Annotated in this window: 14 protein-coding genes; 6 read left to right on the top strand and 8 right to left on the bottom strand. The window is 74.9% G+C overall.

Annotation, left to right across the window (positions count from 1 at the left end; genetic code table 11):
- Positions 1–254 precede the first annotated feature (254 nt).
- Genes O2V61_RS05595 through O2V61_RS05585 form a run of 3 tightly spaced genes read left to right on the top strand, consistent with a single transcriptional unit; the run spans position 255 to position 2,199 of the window.
- Positions 255–980 (top strand): GAF and ANTAR domain-containing protein, encoded by a 726-nt coding sequence (locus O2V61_RS05595; RefSeq protein ID WP_269182329.1) that lies wholly within the window; start codon positions 255–257, stop codon positions 978–980.
- Between the two features lie 32 nt (positions 981–1,012).
- A complete protein-coding gene (locus O2V61_RS05590; RefSeq protein ID WP_269182328.1) occupies positions 1,013–1,807 on the top strand; it encodes an enoyl-CoA hydratase/isomerase family protein in 795 nt (264 codons plus the stop codon).
- Positions 1,808–1,827: 20 nt separating this feature from the next.
- Positions 1,828–2,199: a hypothetical protein gene (locus O2V61_RS05585; protein WP_269182327.1), complete on the top strand. Its 372-nt coding sequence runs from the start codon at positions 1,828–1,830 to the stop codon at positions 2,197–2,199.
- A 1-nt stretch (position 2,200) separates the two neighbouring features.
- Here the strand turns inward: O2V61_RS05585 and O2V61_RS05580 are convergent, their stop codons facing one another.
- A complete protein-coding gene (locus O2V61_RS05580; protein ID WP_269182326.1) occupies positions 2,201–3,376 on the bottom strand; it encodes an MFS transporter in 1,176 nt (391 codons plus the stop codon).
- Between the two features lie 56 nt (positions 3,377–3,432).
- Here O2V61_RS05580 and O2V61_RS05575 point away from each other — a divergent pair, with 56 nt between their 5' ends.
- Complete coding sequence (locus O2V61_RS05575) at positions 3,433–3,984, top strand: gluconokinase (RefSeq protein WP_269182325.1); 552 nt, start codon at positions 3,433–3,435, stop codon at positions 3,982–3,984.
- A gap of 54 nt (positions 3,985–4,038) precedes the next feature.
- On the opposite strand, the gene pruA is transcribed toward O2V61_RS05575, so the two are convergent.
- Both pruA and O2V61_RS05565 read right to left on the bottom strand, forming a co-directional pair.
- Positions 4,039–5,664 carry an L-glutamate gamma-semialdehyde dehydrogenase gene (gene pruA, locus O2V61_RS05570; RefSeq protein WP_269182324.1) on the bottom strand — a complete coding sequence of 542 codons (1,626 nt, stop codon included), beginning with the start codon at positions 5,662–5,664 and terminating at the stop codon, positions 4,039–4,041.
- Positions 5,665–5,718: 54 nt separating this feature from the next.
- Positions 5,719–6,651 carry a proline dehydrogenase family protein gene (locus tag O2V61_RS05565; RefSeq protein WP_269182323.1) on the bottom strand — a complete coding sequence of 311 codons (933 nt, stop codon included), beginning with the start codon at positions 6,649–6,651 and terminating at the stop codon, positions 5,719–5,721.
- Between the two features lie 173 nt (positions 6,652–6,824).
- Between O2V61_RS05565 and O2V61_RS05560 the strand changes: the two genes are divergently transcribed.
- Together O2V61_RS05560 and O2V61_RS05555 are read left to right on the top strand one after the other, a co-directional pair.
- Positions 6,825–8,027 carry a PucR family transcriptional regulator gene (locus O2V61_RS05560; protein ID WP_269182322.1) on the top strand — a complete coding sequence of 401 codons (1,203 nt, stop codon included), beginning with the start codon at positions 6,825–6,827 and terminating at the stop codon, positions 8,025–8,027.
- Between the two features lie 169 nt (positions 8,028–8,196).
- Positions 8,197–10,584 (top strand): SpoIIE family protein phosphatase, encoded by a 2,388-nt coding sequence (locus O2V61_RS05555; protein WP_269182321.1) that lies wholly within the window; start codon positions 8,197–8,199, stop codon positions 10,582–10,584.
- A gap of 36 nt (positions 10,585–10,620) precedes the next feature.
- Here the strand turns inward: O2V61_RS05555 and O2V61_RS05550 are convergent, their stop codons facing one another.
- The 5 genes from O2V61_RS05550 to O2V61_RS05530 form a co-directional block, all read right to left on the bottom strand.
- Positions 10,621–11,253 (bottom strand): class F sortase, encoded by a 633-nt coding sequence (locus O2V61_RS05550; protein WP_269182320.1) that lies wholly within the window; start codon positions 11,251–11,253, stop codon positions 10,621–10,623.
- Positions 11,250–12,296 (bottom strand): ice-binding family protein, encoded by a 1,047-nt coding sequence (locus tag O2V61_RS05545; protein WP_269182319.1) that lies wholly within the window; start codon positions 12,294–12,296, stop codon positions 11,250–11,252. The genes O2V61_RS05550 and O2V61_RS05545 overlap by 4 nt, the downstream gene beginning before the upstream one ends.
- A gap of 178 nt (positions 12,297–12,474) precedes the next feature.
- Positions 12,475–13,524 (bottom strand): FAD-dependent oxidoreductase, encoded by a 1,050-nt coding sequence (locus O2V61_RS05540; RefSeq protein ID WP_269182318.1) that lies wholly within the window; start codon positions 13,522–13,524, stop codon positions 12,475–12,477.
- Positions 13,525–13,568: 44 nt separating this feature from the next.
- A complete protein-coding gene (locus O2V61_RS05535) occupies positions 13,569–14,333 on the bottom strand; it encodes a class I SAM-dependent methyltransferase (RefSeq protein WP_269182317.1) in 765 nt (254 codons plus the stop codon).
- The gene (locus O2V61_RS05530; RefSeq protein ID WP_269182316.1) at positions 14,330–15,367 is read right to left on the bottom strand and encodes a methylenetetrahydrofolate reductase C-terminal domain-containing protein; all 1,038 of its coding nucleotides are present in this window, start codon (positions 15,365–15,367) and stop codon (positions 14,330–14,332) included. Before O2V61_RS05530 ends, O2V61_RS05535 begins: the two co-directional genes overlap by 4 nt.
- Positions 15,368–15,455: the final 88 nt, after the last annotated feature.

The raw sequence follows: 15,455 nt of genomic DNA, 5'->3' as shown, positions 1-15,455 counted from the left end.
CACGCCGCTGTCTGACGCACCGGCGCCTGGGCTCACCCGGGCGCCGGTGTCCACGGTACCTGCCGTGAACACCGTTCAGGGCGCTCCACCTGGGCCGTTGTCGCGGCTGGCTATGCTCCTCCCGCCACACCGTCACACAGCCGGCGTGCGGCATGGGGTCTCGCACCCCACGACAGTTGAGCCCCGAGAGACCCGGGGCCCTTCACCGCCGGCACGAGCGACGTCCGGTGCACATCTGACGCCGGAGTACCACCGTGACTCGCCCCACCCCCGATCCCGACGCCGACGTCGTCCAGCGCGCGTTCGACGAGCTGGGCCGGATGTCCTTCGCCGAGCACTCGCTGGAGTCGGTGCTGCAGAAGGTCACCGACCTGGCCGCGCAGGTCCTCCCCGGCGAACCGGTCACCTCGGTGACCATCATCGGGGACGGCCGGCCCGCCACCCCCGCCGCGAGCCACCCGCTCGCCCGCCAGCTGGACCAGGCCCAGTACGCGCAGGACGCAGGTCCCTGCATGGAGGCCGCCACCACCGGACGGCTGGTCGAGGTCGTCGACACCGGCACCGACGAGCGCTGGGGCCGCTTCCCGAAGCTGGCCGCCCAGCGCGGCTGCCGGAGCATGCTGTCCTTCCCGCTGCCCCCGCAGGAGCTGATCTGCGGCGGCCTGAACGTCTACGCCCGCACTGCTGCGCCCCTCGACCGGCGGTCCCGGGAGCTGGCCGCTCGCTTCGCCGCCTACGCCGTCGTCCCGGTGTCGAACATGTACCTCTACGAGACCGCCGTCGAACGCGCCGAGCACCTCCGCGCCGCCCTGGACTCGCGGGCGGTCATCGACCAGGCCAAGGGCATCCTGATGGAACGGCACAAGTGGCCGGCCGACCGGGCGTTCTCCGTCCTGGCCAAGCTGTCGATGGAGAGCAACACGAAGGTCCGCGACATCGCCGATCACCTGGTGCAGACCGGGGAGCTGCCCTCCGCCTGACCGGCCGGGCCCGGCGCGGGAGGATCGCGGCCATGAGCGAACCGCAGCGCCGCGAGTCCGGACTGGTCACCGAGACCCGGGGGCACGTCCGCGTGCTGACCCTCGACCGCCCCGAGCGGCGCAACGCGCTGTCCACGGCGCTGCAGGTCGACCTGGTCGACGAGCTGCTCGCCTGCGCCGAGGACGCCGACGTCCGCGCCGTCGTGCTCACCGGCAACGGCCCGGCGTTCTGCGCCGGCTTCGACCTCAAGGAGATCCGGGAGCGCGACCAGCGCGGTGAGCCCTTCCGGCCGCCGATGAACCGCCCCGGCCGCGCCCTGTTCGAGGTGCTGGGCGAGACCTACGTACCGGTGATCGCCGCGCTCGGCGGGCACGCGGTCGCCGGCGGGTTCGAGCTCGCGCTGGCCTGTGACATCCGGATCGCCGCACCCGGGATCAAGCTCGGCCTGCCGGAGGCGACGATCGGGATGGGTGCCAACTACGGGTCCGTGGTGCTGCCCAAGCGGATCCCGACCGGCATCGCGCTGGAGATGCTCTTCACCGGCGAGTACGTGACCAGCGAGGACGCGGCCCGGTGGGGGCTGGTCAACCGCGTCGTCCCGGTCGAGGAGGTGCTGCCCGCCGCCCTGGCCCTCGCCGAGCGGATCGCCGCCAACGCCCCCCTGTCGGTGCGCCGGATGAAGGAGACCGCGGTCAAGGGGCTCGAGCTCCCGCTGGCAGCGGCGCTGCGGCTGGACGTCGGCCCGAACCCCTACCTGAGCGAGGACCGGCGCGAGGGGATCGCCGCCTACCTGGACAAGCGCCCCCCGCAGTGGTCAGGACGGTGACGCCCAGGGACAGTGGAGGGGTGACCGCACCGTCCGAGTCCCCCGCCGACACCGGCGCCCGCCGTGCCGACGAGTACCTGCAGCTGCTGGCCGACGACCGGCCCGAGGACGCCGAGGCGCTCCTGGCCGGCCTGACCGACGTCCGCGAGCTGGTCTTCCTCGGCGCGAGTCTCACCACCCGGGCCCGCCGCACCGGGCGCACGCTGCCCACGGCGATGCGCGCCCAGGCCAGCGCCCGGCAGGTGCTGCTCGGCCAGCTGCGCGACCGCAACCGGTTCGACGTCGACGGGCTGCGCACCTGGCTGCGGGAGGCCGCCGCGGAGGTGCAGACGGTGACGCAGCTGGCCGAGGCGGCCCGACAGCGGCTGGGCGGCCAGGCCTCCACCGGCTGACTCAGCGTGCGGCGCGCAGCGCCCGGGGCAGCGTGACCGCCAGCGGGAGTGCCAGGGCGAGCAGCACCGCCACGAACACGTAGCTGAGCGGCAGGCCGACCTGGGCGGCGACCGCCCCGACGGCCAGCGCACCGATCGCGGTGCCGGTGTCGTAGCAGGCGTTCCACACGGCGCTGACCGTCGTGGTCTGCCCGGCGCCGGCCCGGGCCAGGGCGATCACCAGGGTCAGGTTCTGCACCGCGCCGTAGGCGACGCCCAGCGCGAAGGCCCCGGTCAGCACGGCCGCGGCCCCGCCGGCGCCCGCCGCCCGGAGCCCCAGCGCGACCAGCAGCATCCCGGCGACCCCACTGGCCAGCGTGGCCGGCAGCAGGACCCGCGCACCCAGCCGGTCGACGAGCAGCCCGGCACCCCAGCGGCACAGGGCGGTGCTCACCCCGAACACCAGCAGCGCGACCACCGCCAGCGCGCCGTCGGGCAGCTCGATCGGCAGGAAGGTCACCAGCCCGCCGCCGGCCAGGGTCACCACCAGCAGCATCAGCGACGGCGCGGCCGCGGCCCACACCGCCGCCCGCGACCCACCCGGGGTGGGCACCTCCGGCGGGCCGAGGGCCCGCACCAGCCCCGGCACGAACACCAGCGCGAGCACCGGTGCCGCGGCCATCGCGGCGACCCACGGGAAGTGGCCGGCCAGGGTGAGCGCCGTCCCGCCCGGCACCGCGGCGAGCGTCGGCACCGAGATCGCCAGCCCGTAGATGCCGATCGACTCACCGCGCCGCGCTGGTGGCACCGCCTGGGCCGCGATGGTGGAGCCGAGCACGGTGAGCACCGCGAACCCCAGACCGCGCACCACCGAGACGACGGCGAACCAGCGCACGTCGTCGGCCAGCAGGTACAGCGGGGACGGTGCCCCCAGGGCGACCAGACCCCCGGCCAGCACCGGGCCGATGCCCAGCCGGGCGACCAGCGCCGGCACCACCATCTGGGCGAGCACCGTGGCCACCAGGAACACCGTGGTCACCGCCCCGGCGGCGGTGAGCCCGGCGCCCAGCGCGGCGGCGTGCGCGGGCAGCGCCGAGAGCAACAGCGAGTAGCTGAGGAACCCGAGCGCGTTGAGCGCGACCAGGGAGCGGACGGCCGGGAGTCGCCACAGCGAACTCCGTCGCTCCGTCGTCGTCACGCCCCGTGCCCCCGTCCCGGTTCCCAACTCCTCCCTCGACTCAATACGGTCGGGGCATGGAAACCACCACGGACAGCATCCCGGCGACCACCTCGATCGTCGTCATGGGGGTCTCCGGCTCCGGCAAGTCGACCGTCGCGAACGAGCTCGCCCGCCGCCTGCAGTGGGAGTTCATCGAGGGCGACGACCTGCACCCACCGGAGAACGTCGAGAAGATGCGCAGTGGCACCCCGCTGGACGACGAGGACCGCTGGCCGTGGCTGCGCCGGATGGCCGAGCTGATCGGCGAGCACGAAGCCGCCGGGACGTCGTTCATCCTCACCTGCTCGGCGCTCAAGCGCAGCTACCGCGACCTGCTGTGCGAGGGCAACCCCTCGGTGTGGTTCGCGCACGCGAACACCTCGGAGGAGACCCTCACCGAGCGGCTGGCCAAGCGGCAGGGCCACTACATGCCGCCGTCCCTGCTGCGCAGCCAGCTGGACACCCTGGAGCCGCTGGGCGAGGACGAGCCGGGCGCGGTCGTCCCCGGCGAGGGCTCGGTCGAGGAGACCGTGGGCGACCTGCTCGCCGAGCTGTGCGACGAGCGCAAGATCCAGCTCCCCGGCTGAGCACCGCGACCTCGGTGAGTGGCCGGCAGCCACTCACCGAGGTCGGCCGGTGACTCACCCCATGTGCGGGTAGCGGTGGTCGGTCGCGGGGACGAACGTCTCCTTCAGCGCGCGGGTGCTGGTCCAGCGCTGCAGGTTCTGCTTCGCTCCCGCCTTGTCGTTCGTGCCCGAGCCGCGGCCGCCACCGAAGGGCTGCTGGCCGACGACGGCGCCGGTCGGCTTGTCGTTGACGTAGAAGTTGCCGGCGGCGTGCCGGAGGAACCGGCGCGCGTGGTCGATCGCCGTCCGGTCCTGGGCGATGACGGCACCGGTCAGCGCGTAGGGCGCCGCGGACTCCATCTGGGTCAGCACCCGGTCGTAGTCGGCGTCGTCGTAGACGTGCACCGCCAGCACGGGGCCGAAGTACTCGGTGGTGAAGACCTCGTGCCCCGGGTCGGTGCCCTCGATGACGGTGGGCCGGACGAAGAAGCCCTCGCTGTCGTCGGCGGTGCCGCCGGCGACCACGGTGAGCGCGTCGTCGTCCTTCGCGCTCTCCAGGACCTTCGACAGCTTGGTGAAGGACTTGCGGTCGATGACCGCGCCCATGAAGTTCGAGAAGTCGGTGACGTCGCCCATCGGGAGCTCCTCGACGGTGCCGATCAGGTCGTCGCGGATCTGGCCCCAGAGGCTGCGCGGCACGTAGGCCCGCGAGGCCGCCGAGCACTTCTGCCCCTGGTACTCGAAGGAGCCGCGGATCATCGCGGTGCGCAGCACGTCGGGGTCGGCGGAGGGGTGCGCGACGATGAAGTCCTTGCCGCCGGTCTCCCCCACCAGCCGCGGGTAGCCGCGGTAGCCGGTGATGTTCTCCCCCACGGTCCGCCACAGGTGCTGGAACACCGGGGTCGAGCCGGTGAAGTGGATGCCGGCCAGGTCGCGGTCGGCGAGCACGACGTCGGAGACGGCGACCCCGTCACCCGGCAGCATGTTGATCACACCCGGCGGCAGGCCGGCGGCCTCGAGCAGCCGCATGAGGAAGTGCGCAGCGAACTGCTGGGTGGGGGCCGGCTTCCAGATGACCGTGTTGCCCATCAGGGCGGGCGCGGTGGGCAGGTTGCCGGCGATGGCGGTGAAGTTGAACGGGGTGACCGCGTAGACGAAGCCCTCCAGCGGGCGGTGGTCGACGCGGTTCCACACCCCCGGGCCCGACACCGGCTGCTCGGCGAGGATCTCCCGGGCGAAGTGCACGTTGTAGCGCCAGAAGTCGATCAGCTCGCAGGCGGCGTCGATCTCGGCCTGGTAGGCGGTCTTGCTCTGCCCGAGCATCGTCGCGGCGTTGAGCGTCTGCCGCCACGGCCCGGCCAGCAGGTCGGCGGCGCGGAGGAAGACCGCCGCCCGGTCGTCGAAGGACAGCTCCGACCAGCCGGGTGCGGCGTCCTTGGCGCAGCGCACCGCCTCCTGGGCGTCGGCGGCGGTGGCGGCGGCCGAGGTGCCGAGCACCTGGGCGTGCCGATGGGGGGCGACGACGTCGAACGCGGCTCCCCCGGCCATCCGCTGGGTCCCGCCGAGGGTGGCGGTCAGCTCGACCGGCGAGGCGGCGAGCTCGGTGAGCCGCTGCTGCAGCGCGGCCCGCTCGGGGGATCCGGGGGCGTAGTCGCGCACCGGCTCGTTGAGCGGCGCGGGGACCTGGGTGACGGCGTCCATGGGGAGCTCCTCAGGAGACGAGGGCAGAAATGGCCATTTCTGCCCTGACGGGGATCAGGACTTGGTGGCGAGGGAACGGAGGAAGAACTGGAGGTTGGCGGGGCGCTCGGCCAGCCGGCGCATGAAGTAGCCGTACCAGTCGGCGCCGTAGGGGACGTAGGCCCGGACGGTGTGCCCCTCGGCGGCCAGCCGGGTCTGCTCGTCGGGGCGGATCCCGTAGAGCAGCTGGAACTCGTAGCTGTCGGCCGGCCGGCCCGTCTCGGCGACCAGGTCGAGCGTCTGCTGGACGAACCGCGGGTCGTGCGTGCCGACCATCGGGTACCCAGGCCCGCGGACCAGCGTCTCCAGGCAGCGGCCGTAGGCGGCGTCGACGGCGGCCCTGTCCTGGTGGGCGACCGACGCCGGCTCGTGGTAGGCGCCCTTGACCAGCCGCACCCGCGACCCGGGGACGGCGAGGGCACGGGCGTCGTCCTCGGTGCGGCGCAACATCGCCTGGAGCACCGCACCGGTGCCGGGGTGGTCGCGGCGCAGCTCGGCCAGGACGCCGAGGGTGGAGTCGACGGTGTGCGACTCCTCCATGTCCAGGGTGACGGTCGTGCCCAGCGAGGTCGCCAGCTCCACGACCGGGCGCACCAGCTCCAGCGCCAGGTCGTCGCCGCCGACGGGGAGCGCCTGGCCGAACGCGGAGAGCTTCACCGAGACCTCGGCGGCCCGGCCCAGGTCCAGCGGCGCCAGCGCCTCGAGCGCGGCCAGGTAGGCGTCCCGGGTGCGCTGGGCCTCGCTGCGGTCGGTCACGTCCTCACCCAGGTGGTCGAGGGTGACCGCGAGGCCGTCCACGGTCAGCGCCTGCACGACCTCGATCGCCTCGGGCAGGGTCTCCCCGGCGACGAAGCGCTCGACCACCCGGCGGGTGACTGGCGTGCCGGTGACCACCTTGCGCAGCCCTGGGCGGCGGGCGGCGGCGAGGAGTGCCTTCTGGGTGAGCACGGGGGGCCTCCGTCGGGGTGGTGGGGCGGGCGATGACTCGTGTGGTGGTGTCTCGCGTGGTGGTGCGGTGCTCCGAACGCTAGGGACGGCGACCCGCTGAGCACCATCGACAGATGTCCGGACTCGCCGGGACACCCTCGTACGATCGTCTGAAACGGTGAGAGGAACTCCCGGTGCGTGACGACCTGCAGGACCTGGTGGACGAGGTCTCCCGGCTGCTCGCCGCCCCGGCGACGCTGGAGGACCGCGACTTCACGATGCTCGCGTTCTGCGCGCACGGCGAGCCGGGGGGCGACGACGGCGGGGACGCGGGCAGCACGATGGACGCCGTCCGGGCGCGCTCCATCCTGGGCAGGGGCTCGACGCCGGAGGTGCGCCGCCGGTTCGAGGAGTTCGGCATCGCCGACGCCACCGACCCGCTGCGGGTGCCGGCCGACCCGGCGGCCGGCATCCTCACCCGGCTGTGCCTGCCGGTGCGCGCCAGCGGGCGGCTGCAGGGCTACCTCTGGCTGCTCGACGAGGGCCGGACCGACGTCGGCGACCCGGCCGCCCCCGGCCTGGCCGAGGCGGTGGCGCTGGCCGCCGAGGCGGGCCGGCTGCTCGCGGAGGGCCGGCCCGGCACCGCCGACCTGTCCGCCGCGCTGCGTGCCGTGCTCACCGGTGCCGCGGCCGGACGGGCGGTGCGGGAGCTGACCGACGCCCTGGGGGGCGACCGGACGACGGTGACGCTGGTGGCGTTGCGCCCGGCCGCCGGCGGCCTGCCCACCGACTGGACGCCGCCCGGCGCCGGCGCGGTCACCGCCGTGCTCCCCGCGCGCACCGACGCCGTCGCGGCCGCGGTGCTGCTGCCCCTGTCCGGGGACGGCGACACCCGTCCGGCCGGGGCGCTGAGCGCAGCCGCCCTCGCCCGGCTCCCGGCGGGCAGCACGGCCGGCGTCGCCGCTCCCCGGCGCGGCTGCCTGGAGCTCCCCGCCCAGTGGCACGAGGCGCAGACCGCGGCCCGGGTCGCCGCCGTCGACCCCCGGCTGGCCCCGGCGGCGTCCTGGTCCGAGCTCGGCGCGTGGCGCCAGGTCGCTGCGTTGCCCGGGCCGGACCCGTCGCTGGCGCGGCTGCTCGCCGACCCGGTGCTCACCGGCACCGCCGAGGCGTGGCTGGACTGCGCCGGCAGCCCGCAGCGGGCGGCGGCCCAGCTGTGCATCCACCGGCAGACGCTCTACTACCGGCTCGGCCGGATCGCCGAGCTCACCGGGCTGGACCTCGCCGACGGGGCCGACCGGCTGCTGCTGCACCTGGGCGTCCGTGCGGCGCGGCTCACGTCGGCGAACCGGGTTCCGGAACTCGCCGACCGCACCGGTGACCTAAGCTCGGCTGACTGATGAACTGTGCACGACGAGCGTCCACCCGGCATGGGAACGACGCCATGACCGACGGGGACCGGGTGGCCGCGAACGCCGACGGGTTCCGTCGCCCGCCCTCCGGGACGGCCGGTCACCACCCCGTCGAACAGCGGCGGGCCTCCACTGCGGCGATGAACGGGGCCACTGCGTGACGGATCAACTGCAGGCGGGCCCCTGGCTGGCGCCCGGCGAGCCGGTCGACCTGAGCAACTGCGAGCGCGAGCCGATCCACGTGCCCGGCAGCATCCAGCCGCGGGGGGTGCTGCTGGCGGTCAGCGAGCCGGACATGGTGGTCCGCCAGGTGTCCCGCAACCTGGCCGACGTCGTCGGCACGGCCTGGGACGAGGCACTGGGCCGTCCGCTCGCCGACGTGGTCGGGTCGGTGCCGGCCGGGGCGATCGCCCGATCGGCCAGCGCCTTCGGCGACCTGCGCGAGCGCAACCCGGTCGAGCTGATCCTGGACTGCGACGGCACGCCCTCTCCGGTCGACGCGATCCTGCACCGGTCCAACCACGCCCCCGACGGCAGCACGCTGCCGACCCCCGTGGGCACCTCACCGGTCGACGGCCAGGTCGTGACCCCCTCGGCCAGCACGCTGATCGTCGAGCTCGAGCCCGCCTACGGGCCGCGGCCGTTCTCCTTCCCGAACACCTACCAGGCGGTGCGCGGGACGATCGCCGACCTGAACCGGGCCGGTTCACTCCAGGCCCTCTACGACATCACCGCCGAGGCGGTCCGGGCGCTCACCGGGTTCGACCGGGTGATGGTCTACCGCTACGACGCCGACTACAACGGCGAGGTCGTCGCGGAGGCGAAGCTGCCCGAGCTGAACTCCTTCCTCGGGCTGCACTACCCGGCCTCGGACGTCCCCGCCCAGGCGCGGGCGCTGTACGAGAAGAACTGGATCCGGCTGATCTCCGACGTCAGCTACACGCCGTCGCCGCTGGAGCCGGTCGACCTGCCCGCGACCGGCCGGCCCCTGGACCTCACCTACTCCACGCTGCGCAGCGTCTCGCCCATCCACTGCGAGTACCTGCAGAACATGGGCGTCCGCTCCTCGATGTCGATCTCCCTGCTCCGCGGGGAGAAGCTCTGGGGCCTCATCGCCTGCCACCACTACACCGGCACGCACGCCCCGCCGTACGCCACCCGCGCGGCCGCGGAGTTCCTCGGCTCCACGCTGTCGCTGCGGCTGGTCGACCGCGCCGAGGACGAGGAGCACCGCCGGGCGCTGCGGGTCCGGTCGACGATGGCCTGGCTGACCGCCGCGGCGCTGGACGAGGACCGGCCGCTGTCGGAGACGGTGCTCGGCCGCCCGGGCCTGCTCGACGTCGTCCCGGCCTCCTCGGTGGTGGTGAGCCTGCAGGGGCACACCGGCGGCGCCGGTGTCCCCCTTCCCCCGGAGGTGGCCGGCGCGGTGGCCCGCTGGGCCGGTCAGCAGCCCGACGACGTCGTGAGCACCGATCGACTGCCCCTGGTCGCACCGCAGCTGGGTGTCCCCGCGGAGCTGGCCTGCGGGGTGCTGGCGCTGCCGCTGCCCGAGGGGCAGTACGTCATCTGGACCCGCAGCGAGCAGGTGCACTCGGTCGACTGGGGCGGCGACCCGCACAACAAGGCGATCGCCGAGCGGGAGGGCGACTCCATCCGGCTCTCCCCGCGCAAGTCCTTCGACCGGTGGCGGGAGACGGTGCGCAACCGCTCGGAGGCATGGAGCCCGGCCGAGCTGGCCGAGGCCGGCGAGCTGCGCAACAACCTGCTGGAGGCGCTCTACGCCCGCTCCCGGCGGGTGGCCCGTACCGCCCTGACCCTGCAGCGCAGCCTGCTGTCGGCACCACCGGAGCGCGACGACCTGGACTTCGCGGTGCGCTACGTGCCGGCGGCGCGGGAGGCCCAGGTCGGCGGCGACTGGTACGACGTCTTCCAGCAGCCCGACGGCGCGACGATGCTGGTCATCGGGGACGTCGTCGGGCACGACACGGAGGCCGCGGCCTGCATGGGGCAGCTGCGCGGGCTCCTGCGCGGCATCACCTACGACAGCGACGACAGCCCCGCCGGGGTGCTCCAGCGGCTGGACCGGGCCATGTCCGGTCTCGAGCTGAAGACGATGGCGTCGGTGCTCGTCGCCCGCCTGGAGCAGACGGCGGAGGAGCTCGGGCGCGGGGTCACCCGGCTGCGCTGGGCCAACGCCGGTCACCTGCCGCCGGTGGTCGCCGGCCCGGACGGGCAGGTCGAGGTCCTCGACGGCGCGCGTGCCGACATGCTGCTGGGCGTCGACCCCACGGCTGCGCGCCGCGACCACGTGCTGACCATCCCCCGCGGCTCGACCGTGCTGCTCTACACCGACGGGCTGGTCGAGCGCCGCGACCAGCTCTTCGACACCGGGGTGGAACGGCTGCGGGAGGAGTTCGGCCGGGTCTGGCAGGAGCCGGTCGACGAGCTGGCCGACCAGTTGCTGGCCCGGATGCTGCCCGAGCGCGCCGAGGACGACGTCGCGCTGGTCACCGTGCGGCTGAAGGAGCAGGACCGCCGCGCCTGACTCCCGTCCGGCGCCGGGCGTCGGCGGACTCCGGGGTCAGGCCGGCAGCACCAGGTCGGCGAAGACGACGGTGTTGTCCAGGTAGCTGTGCGCGGCGGGGTCGAACTCGCCGCCGCAGGTGATGAGGCGCAGCCCCGCGTGGTCCAGGTCTGCGTAGACCGCAGCAGTCGGGAAGGCGTCCTTCGGGTACTGCCCGACCTCGGTGACCCGGAACAGCGCGGTGCTGCCGTCCTCCCGCTGCACGGTGACCTCGTCACCGACCACCACGTCGCGGAGCTCGGCGAAGACCCCCGGGGCGCCCGCCCAGTCGACGTGCCCGGCGATGACGGCCGGACCGCGCTCTCCCGGGGTGGGCGCGTCGGTGAACCAACCGGCCGGGAAGCCGGACGGCGGCACCTCGAGCGTGCCGTCGGGCTGCAGTCCGAGGTCCATCAGGTCGGAGTCGACGCCGATGGCCGGGATCTGCACCCGCACCGGCCGGGACGCGGCCAGCACGGCGGGCAGCACGGCGGCCGGCGCGACGGCGTCCGGTGCCACGGTGCTCGTCGTTGCCGGCGCGGCGACCGGCGCGGAGCCGGCACAGCCGCTGGTGGTGACCGCCAGGGCGGTCAGGACGACGGCGAGCAGTGCCCGGGTCGGCCACGAGTGACGCCGTCCGGGAGCCGTCACCGGGTCGGCCGCGCCAGGGGGACGTCTGCGGTGCTGCCGTCACCGGTGTCGACCGAGCCGACCGGGACGCGACCGACCTGGCCGTAGGTCGTCTCGTCCTCGTCCCCGGTGTCGGCGTCGTCCTCGGCCCCGGTCGTGTCGGCGGCCGCAGTGGGGGACGCCGACGCCGTCGGAGGTGTCGTCGTGGGCGGTGCCGTCGTCGGGGGCGCCGTCGTCGGGGGCGCCGTCGTCGGGGGTGCCGTCGTCGGGGGTGTCGAGGGCGGCGTCGCGCAGGCCGGCCGGATGATCGTGTTGCTGTCCAGGGTGACTGCGCCGCTGGAGAGCACCGAGCCCTCCAGCGTGGCCCCGGTGTCCATCGTGGTGTCCGTCAGGGTCAGGACGACGCCGCGGAAGACCGAGTTCACGCCCAGCGTGGTCGAGCTGCTGACCTGCCAGAACACGTTGCACGCGGTCGCCCCGTTGATGAGGCTGACCGAGGTGCCCGGCTGGGTGATGAGCGTGGAACCCGCCTGGAAGAGGAAGACCGCGTTGGGGTCACCCTGACCGTCCAGGACCAGCGGCACGGGGCCGGCGATGCTGAGCGCGGACGGTGAGGTGTAGATGCCCGGGGTGAGCGTCTGTCCGGCCAGATCGGCCGAGATGGTGTCCCCGGGCCCCTGACCGGCGGCCGACACCAGGGCGTTGGTCAGCGCGGCGTTCGCACTGGCGGTGACGCCGTCGTTGCCGTGGTTGGTGCCGGTGAGCGTGATCGAGGTGGTGCCGACCATCGAGGGGTCGGATGCGCCGATGTCCCCGGCGATCACGGTGGGGCCGGTGTTCGAGAACGACGACCCGGACAGCACGGCGAACGGCTCCGCGGTGCCCAGCGGCACGGCGGTCGCCGCGGGCGCCGCCTGCGCACTGCCGGCGGTGGTGAGGACGAGGGCCGAGGCGGCCACCACCGCGACGCCACAGAGGGTGGTGCGGCGGGCGCCGGGCGACCGGAGCCGGTCACGACGTGTCCGGCGGGTGGGGCTGGGGAGCGTGCTGGGGACCGACGCCACGTCGGCGCTCCTGTCTCCGACGCGGGCGTCGGACTAGCAGTGCGCTGAAGACGTCATCGACGTGGATGCCGGTGCTCGGGATGCCCTCGACCCCGACCCTACGCAAACGTAGTCGGTCGATCACTCACTGTAGCCCCAATGGGTGACGAGCCGACCCGCCTCCTTCAGCAGGATCTGTTCATGCCGCGATGTCGTCCCGCAGCGTCCGGAGCAGTTCCCGCGCGGCGCGCGGGCCGGCCCGGTTGGCCCCGATCGTGCTCGCCGAGGGCCCGTAGCCCACCAGGTGCAGCCGCGGTTCGGCGACCACGCGGGTGCCGTCCATCGCGATGCCCCCGCCGGGCGTCCGCAGGCGCAGCGGCGCCAGGTGCTCCAGCGCCGGCCGGAACCCGGTCGCCCACAGCACGACGTCCGCCGGCACGAACCGGCCCGGGTCGCCGTCCCAGACCACCCCGTCGGCGGTGAGCCGGTCGAACACCGGCAGCCGGTCCAGCACACCCCGGGCCCGGGCGGCGAGCACCGCCGGGGTCTCGACCAGCCCGGTCACGCCGACCACGCTGCCCGGGGGCAGACCCGCGCGCACCCGTTCCTCGACCAGCGCCACCGCGGCCCGGCCGGCGTCCTCGTCGAACCCACCGGTGCGCCAGACCGGCTCGCGCCGAGTCACCCAGGTGGTGCTGGTGACCGCACTGATCTCGACCAGCTGCTGCACCGCGGACGTCCCGCCGCCGACGACGACCACGTGCCGGCCGCGGAACTCCTCCGCGCCGCGGTACTCGGCGGCGTGCAGTTGCCGGCCGTCGAAGAGCTCCCGGCCGGGGTAGGCCGGCCAGAACGGCCGGGTCCAGGTGCCGGTGGCGTTGACCAGCCCACGCGCCGTCCACTCCCCCGCGCTGGTGTCCAGCGCGAAGCCACCCGGGGTGCGCCGGACGGAACGGACGCCGACCGGCCGGTGCACGGGCAGGTCGAAGCGACGCTCGTAGTCGGCGAAGTAGTCGGCGACCACCTGACTGGCCGGCGCCGCGGGGTCGGCGTCCGGCAGGGCCAGGCCGGGCAGCGGGTGGATCCGGTGGGCCGCGTCCAGCCGCAGCGAGGGCCAGCGGTGCTGCCAGGCGCCGCCCGGCCCGGCGTCCCCGTCCAGGACGGCGGAGTCCGCGCCCGCCCGCTGCAGCGCGTACGCCGCCGACAACCCGGCCTGACCGGCTCCGATCACCACGACGTCGCTGTGCACGCCCCCTGCAACACCGCGGCCCCCGCGCCTGTGCCCAGCGGTGATCAGGCGCGGACGGCGGTGAGCAGCCGGGGGCGCAGTGCGCCCGAGCCCAACAGCCGGCCCACCCGGCGGGACTGCTCCTGCGCCTGCGCCCACGCCGGGTCGTCCCCGTGCCGGCGCTGCACCTCGGCGTCGACCGCGTCGGCCCGCTGCTGCCACTCCGGAGGGCTGTCGGCCAGGTCGGCGTCGGCGCGGCCGGTGACCGAGAAGCCGGCCCGGGCCAGGAGGGCGTCGACCTCCGCCGGGCTCGGGAAGCTGTTGCCCTCCGGCAGGGGCGGCGGCAGCGGTGCCTCCGCCACGAACACCAACAGGCCGAGCCGGCCGCCGGGCGCCAGCACGCGGGCCAGCTCGGCGAGCATCACGGGCTTCTCCTGGGTCGTGCACAGCACGCCCAGGCTCCAGGCCGCGTCGAAGGAGGCATCGGTGAACGGCAGCGCCTGCGACAGCGCCACCACCGAGGGCAGCCCGAACAGCGTGCGGCTGGCGTGCACCGCCTCGGCCATCGGCTCGGCGCAGACCGCCCGCACGCCCCGGTCGGCGGCCAGCCAGCCGGCCGGACCGCCGACCCCGGCGCCGGCGTCGAGCACCCGGTCCGCGGGGCGGAGGGCCAGCGCGTCGGCCAGCCAGCGCAGCGCTCCCTCGCTGCCACTGCCCCGGCAACCGGCCGGCACGGCGTGCTCCGGGCCGAGGGCCCGCACGGCCTCCTCGGTCCACCCGGCCACCGTGCCGAACTCCGACTCCATCGCCTCGCTGGCGATCTCGCTCACGCGCCCTCCCGGATCCTGGTGGCCACCTCGGCCTTGACTGCGGCGGCGTCGGCCGGCCCACCGGCCGATGCCAGCCCGGACAGGTTGACCCCCACCACCCCCGGCACGGCGAGCAGCGTGCGGGCCTCCCGGACCGCGGCATCGATGCCGGCGGCCATCGGGTCGGGTGCGGTGAGCACCCGCTCGACCGCCGTGTCGTCGAGGTGCAGGCCGGGGAAGGCCTGCAGCACGCGCGCCGAGCGCTCGTCGGTGTAGACGGCGACCGACGCGACGAACGGCAGGGTCGCCCCGGCCGCCCGCGCGGCCGCGGTGAAGGCTGCGAGCCGGGCCGGGCCGGCCACGTGGTTGAGCACGCACAGCCGGGCTCCGGCGCGTTCCTTCTCGGCCACCCGCTGCGGGCGCAGCGGCACCGGCGGCGCGTCCGGCGACTCGGGCACCGCCGCGATCAGCCCGGCCGCGGTGGCCAGGGCAGCGAGCCGGGTCCCGTCCAGGTCGAACACGGAGCTGACGCCGGGCCGCACACCCGGGCCCCGGCCGTCGCCGGTCACGCACAGCACCCCGTCGACCCCCACCGCGGCCAGGCCGGCCAGCTCCTGCTCCAGCACGACCCGGTTGCGGTCGCGGCAGGCCAGCGTCGTCCACGGCCGGCCGCCGGCGGCCAGCACCTCCTGCGCCATCAGCGTGGGTGGCAGGTCGGGCCGGTTCTGGTGCTCCCCGATGAGCAGGCCGTCACTGACCGGGGCCAGCGCGGCCACGACCGCCCGCACCGAGGCCGGGTCGAACGCGCGCACGGTCAGGTCGGTGAGGACCACCGGCCCGGTCCGGGCCCGCGCCAGCAAGCCCCTCGCAGGACGCAGCGGGGCCGGCGGGGCCGGGGCGGTCCAGCGCGGCAGCGGCGGCTCGAGGAAGACGCACGGGTGCGCCGCCACCTCGCAGCTCCCGTCGTCCCGCACCCCGCCGCACGGCCCGAAGACCATCCGCTTGGGGCAGCCGGGCCGCTCCTCGGCGGTGCCCGTCTGTTCCGCTGCACCCACTCCTGGTCGCTGACCCGGCGGGCACCGGTCGAAACCCCGAGCGGCCGCTGGCATCACGCCACGCGGCGATGTGTCCCGATCACCATCC

Origin of the sequence: Modestobacter sp. VKM Ac-2985, from assembly GCF_026967925.1 — a bacterium.
Lineage (GTDB): Bacteria > Actinomycetota > Actinomycetes > Mycobacteriales > Geodermatophilaceae > Modestobacter.
The sequence above is the reverse complement of the archived record's forward strand: the minus strand, read 5'-3'. Positions and strand labels throughout refer to the sequence as shown.

Excerpts from the sequence above, each read along its gene's own strand:
- O2V61_RS05590 (WP_269182328.1), top strand. The coding sequence starts at position 1,013 with ATGAGCGAACCGCAGCGCCGCGAGTCCGGACTGGTCACCGAGACCCGG.
- O2V61_RS05575 (WP_269182325.1), top strand. The coding sequence starts at position 3,433 with ATGGAAACCACCACGGACAGCATCCCGGCGACCACCTCGATCGTCGTC.
- pruA (WP_269182324.1), bottom strand. The coding sequence starts at position 5,664 with ATGGACGCCGTCACCCAGGTCCCCGCGCCGCTCAACGAGCCGGTGCGC.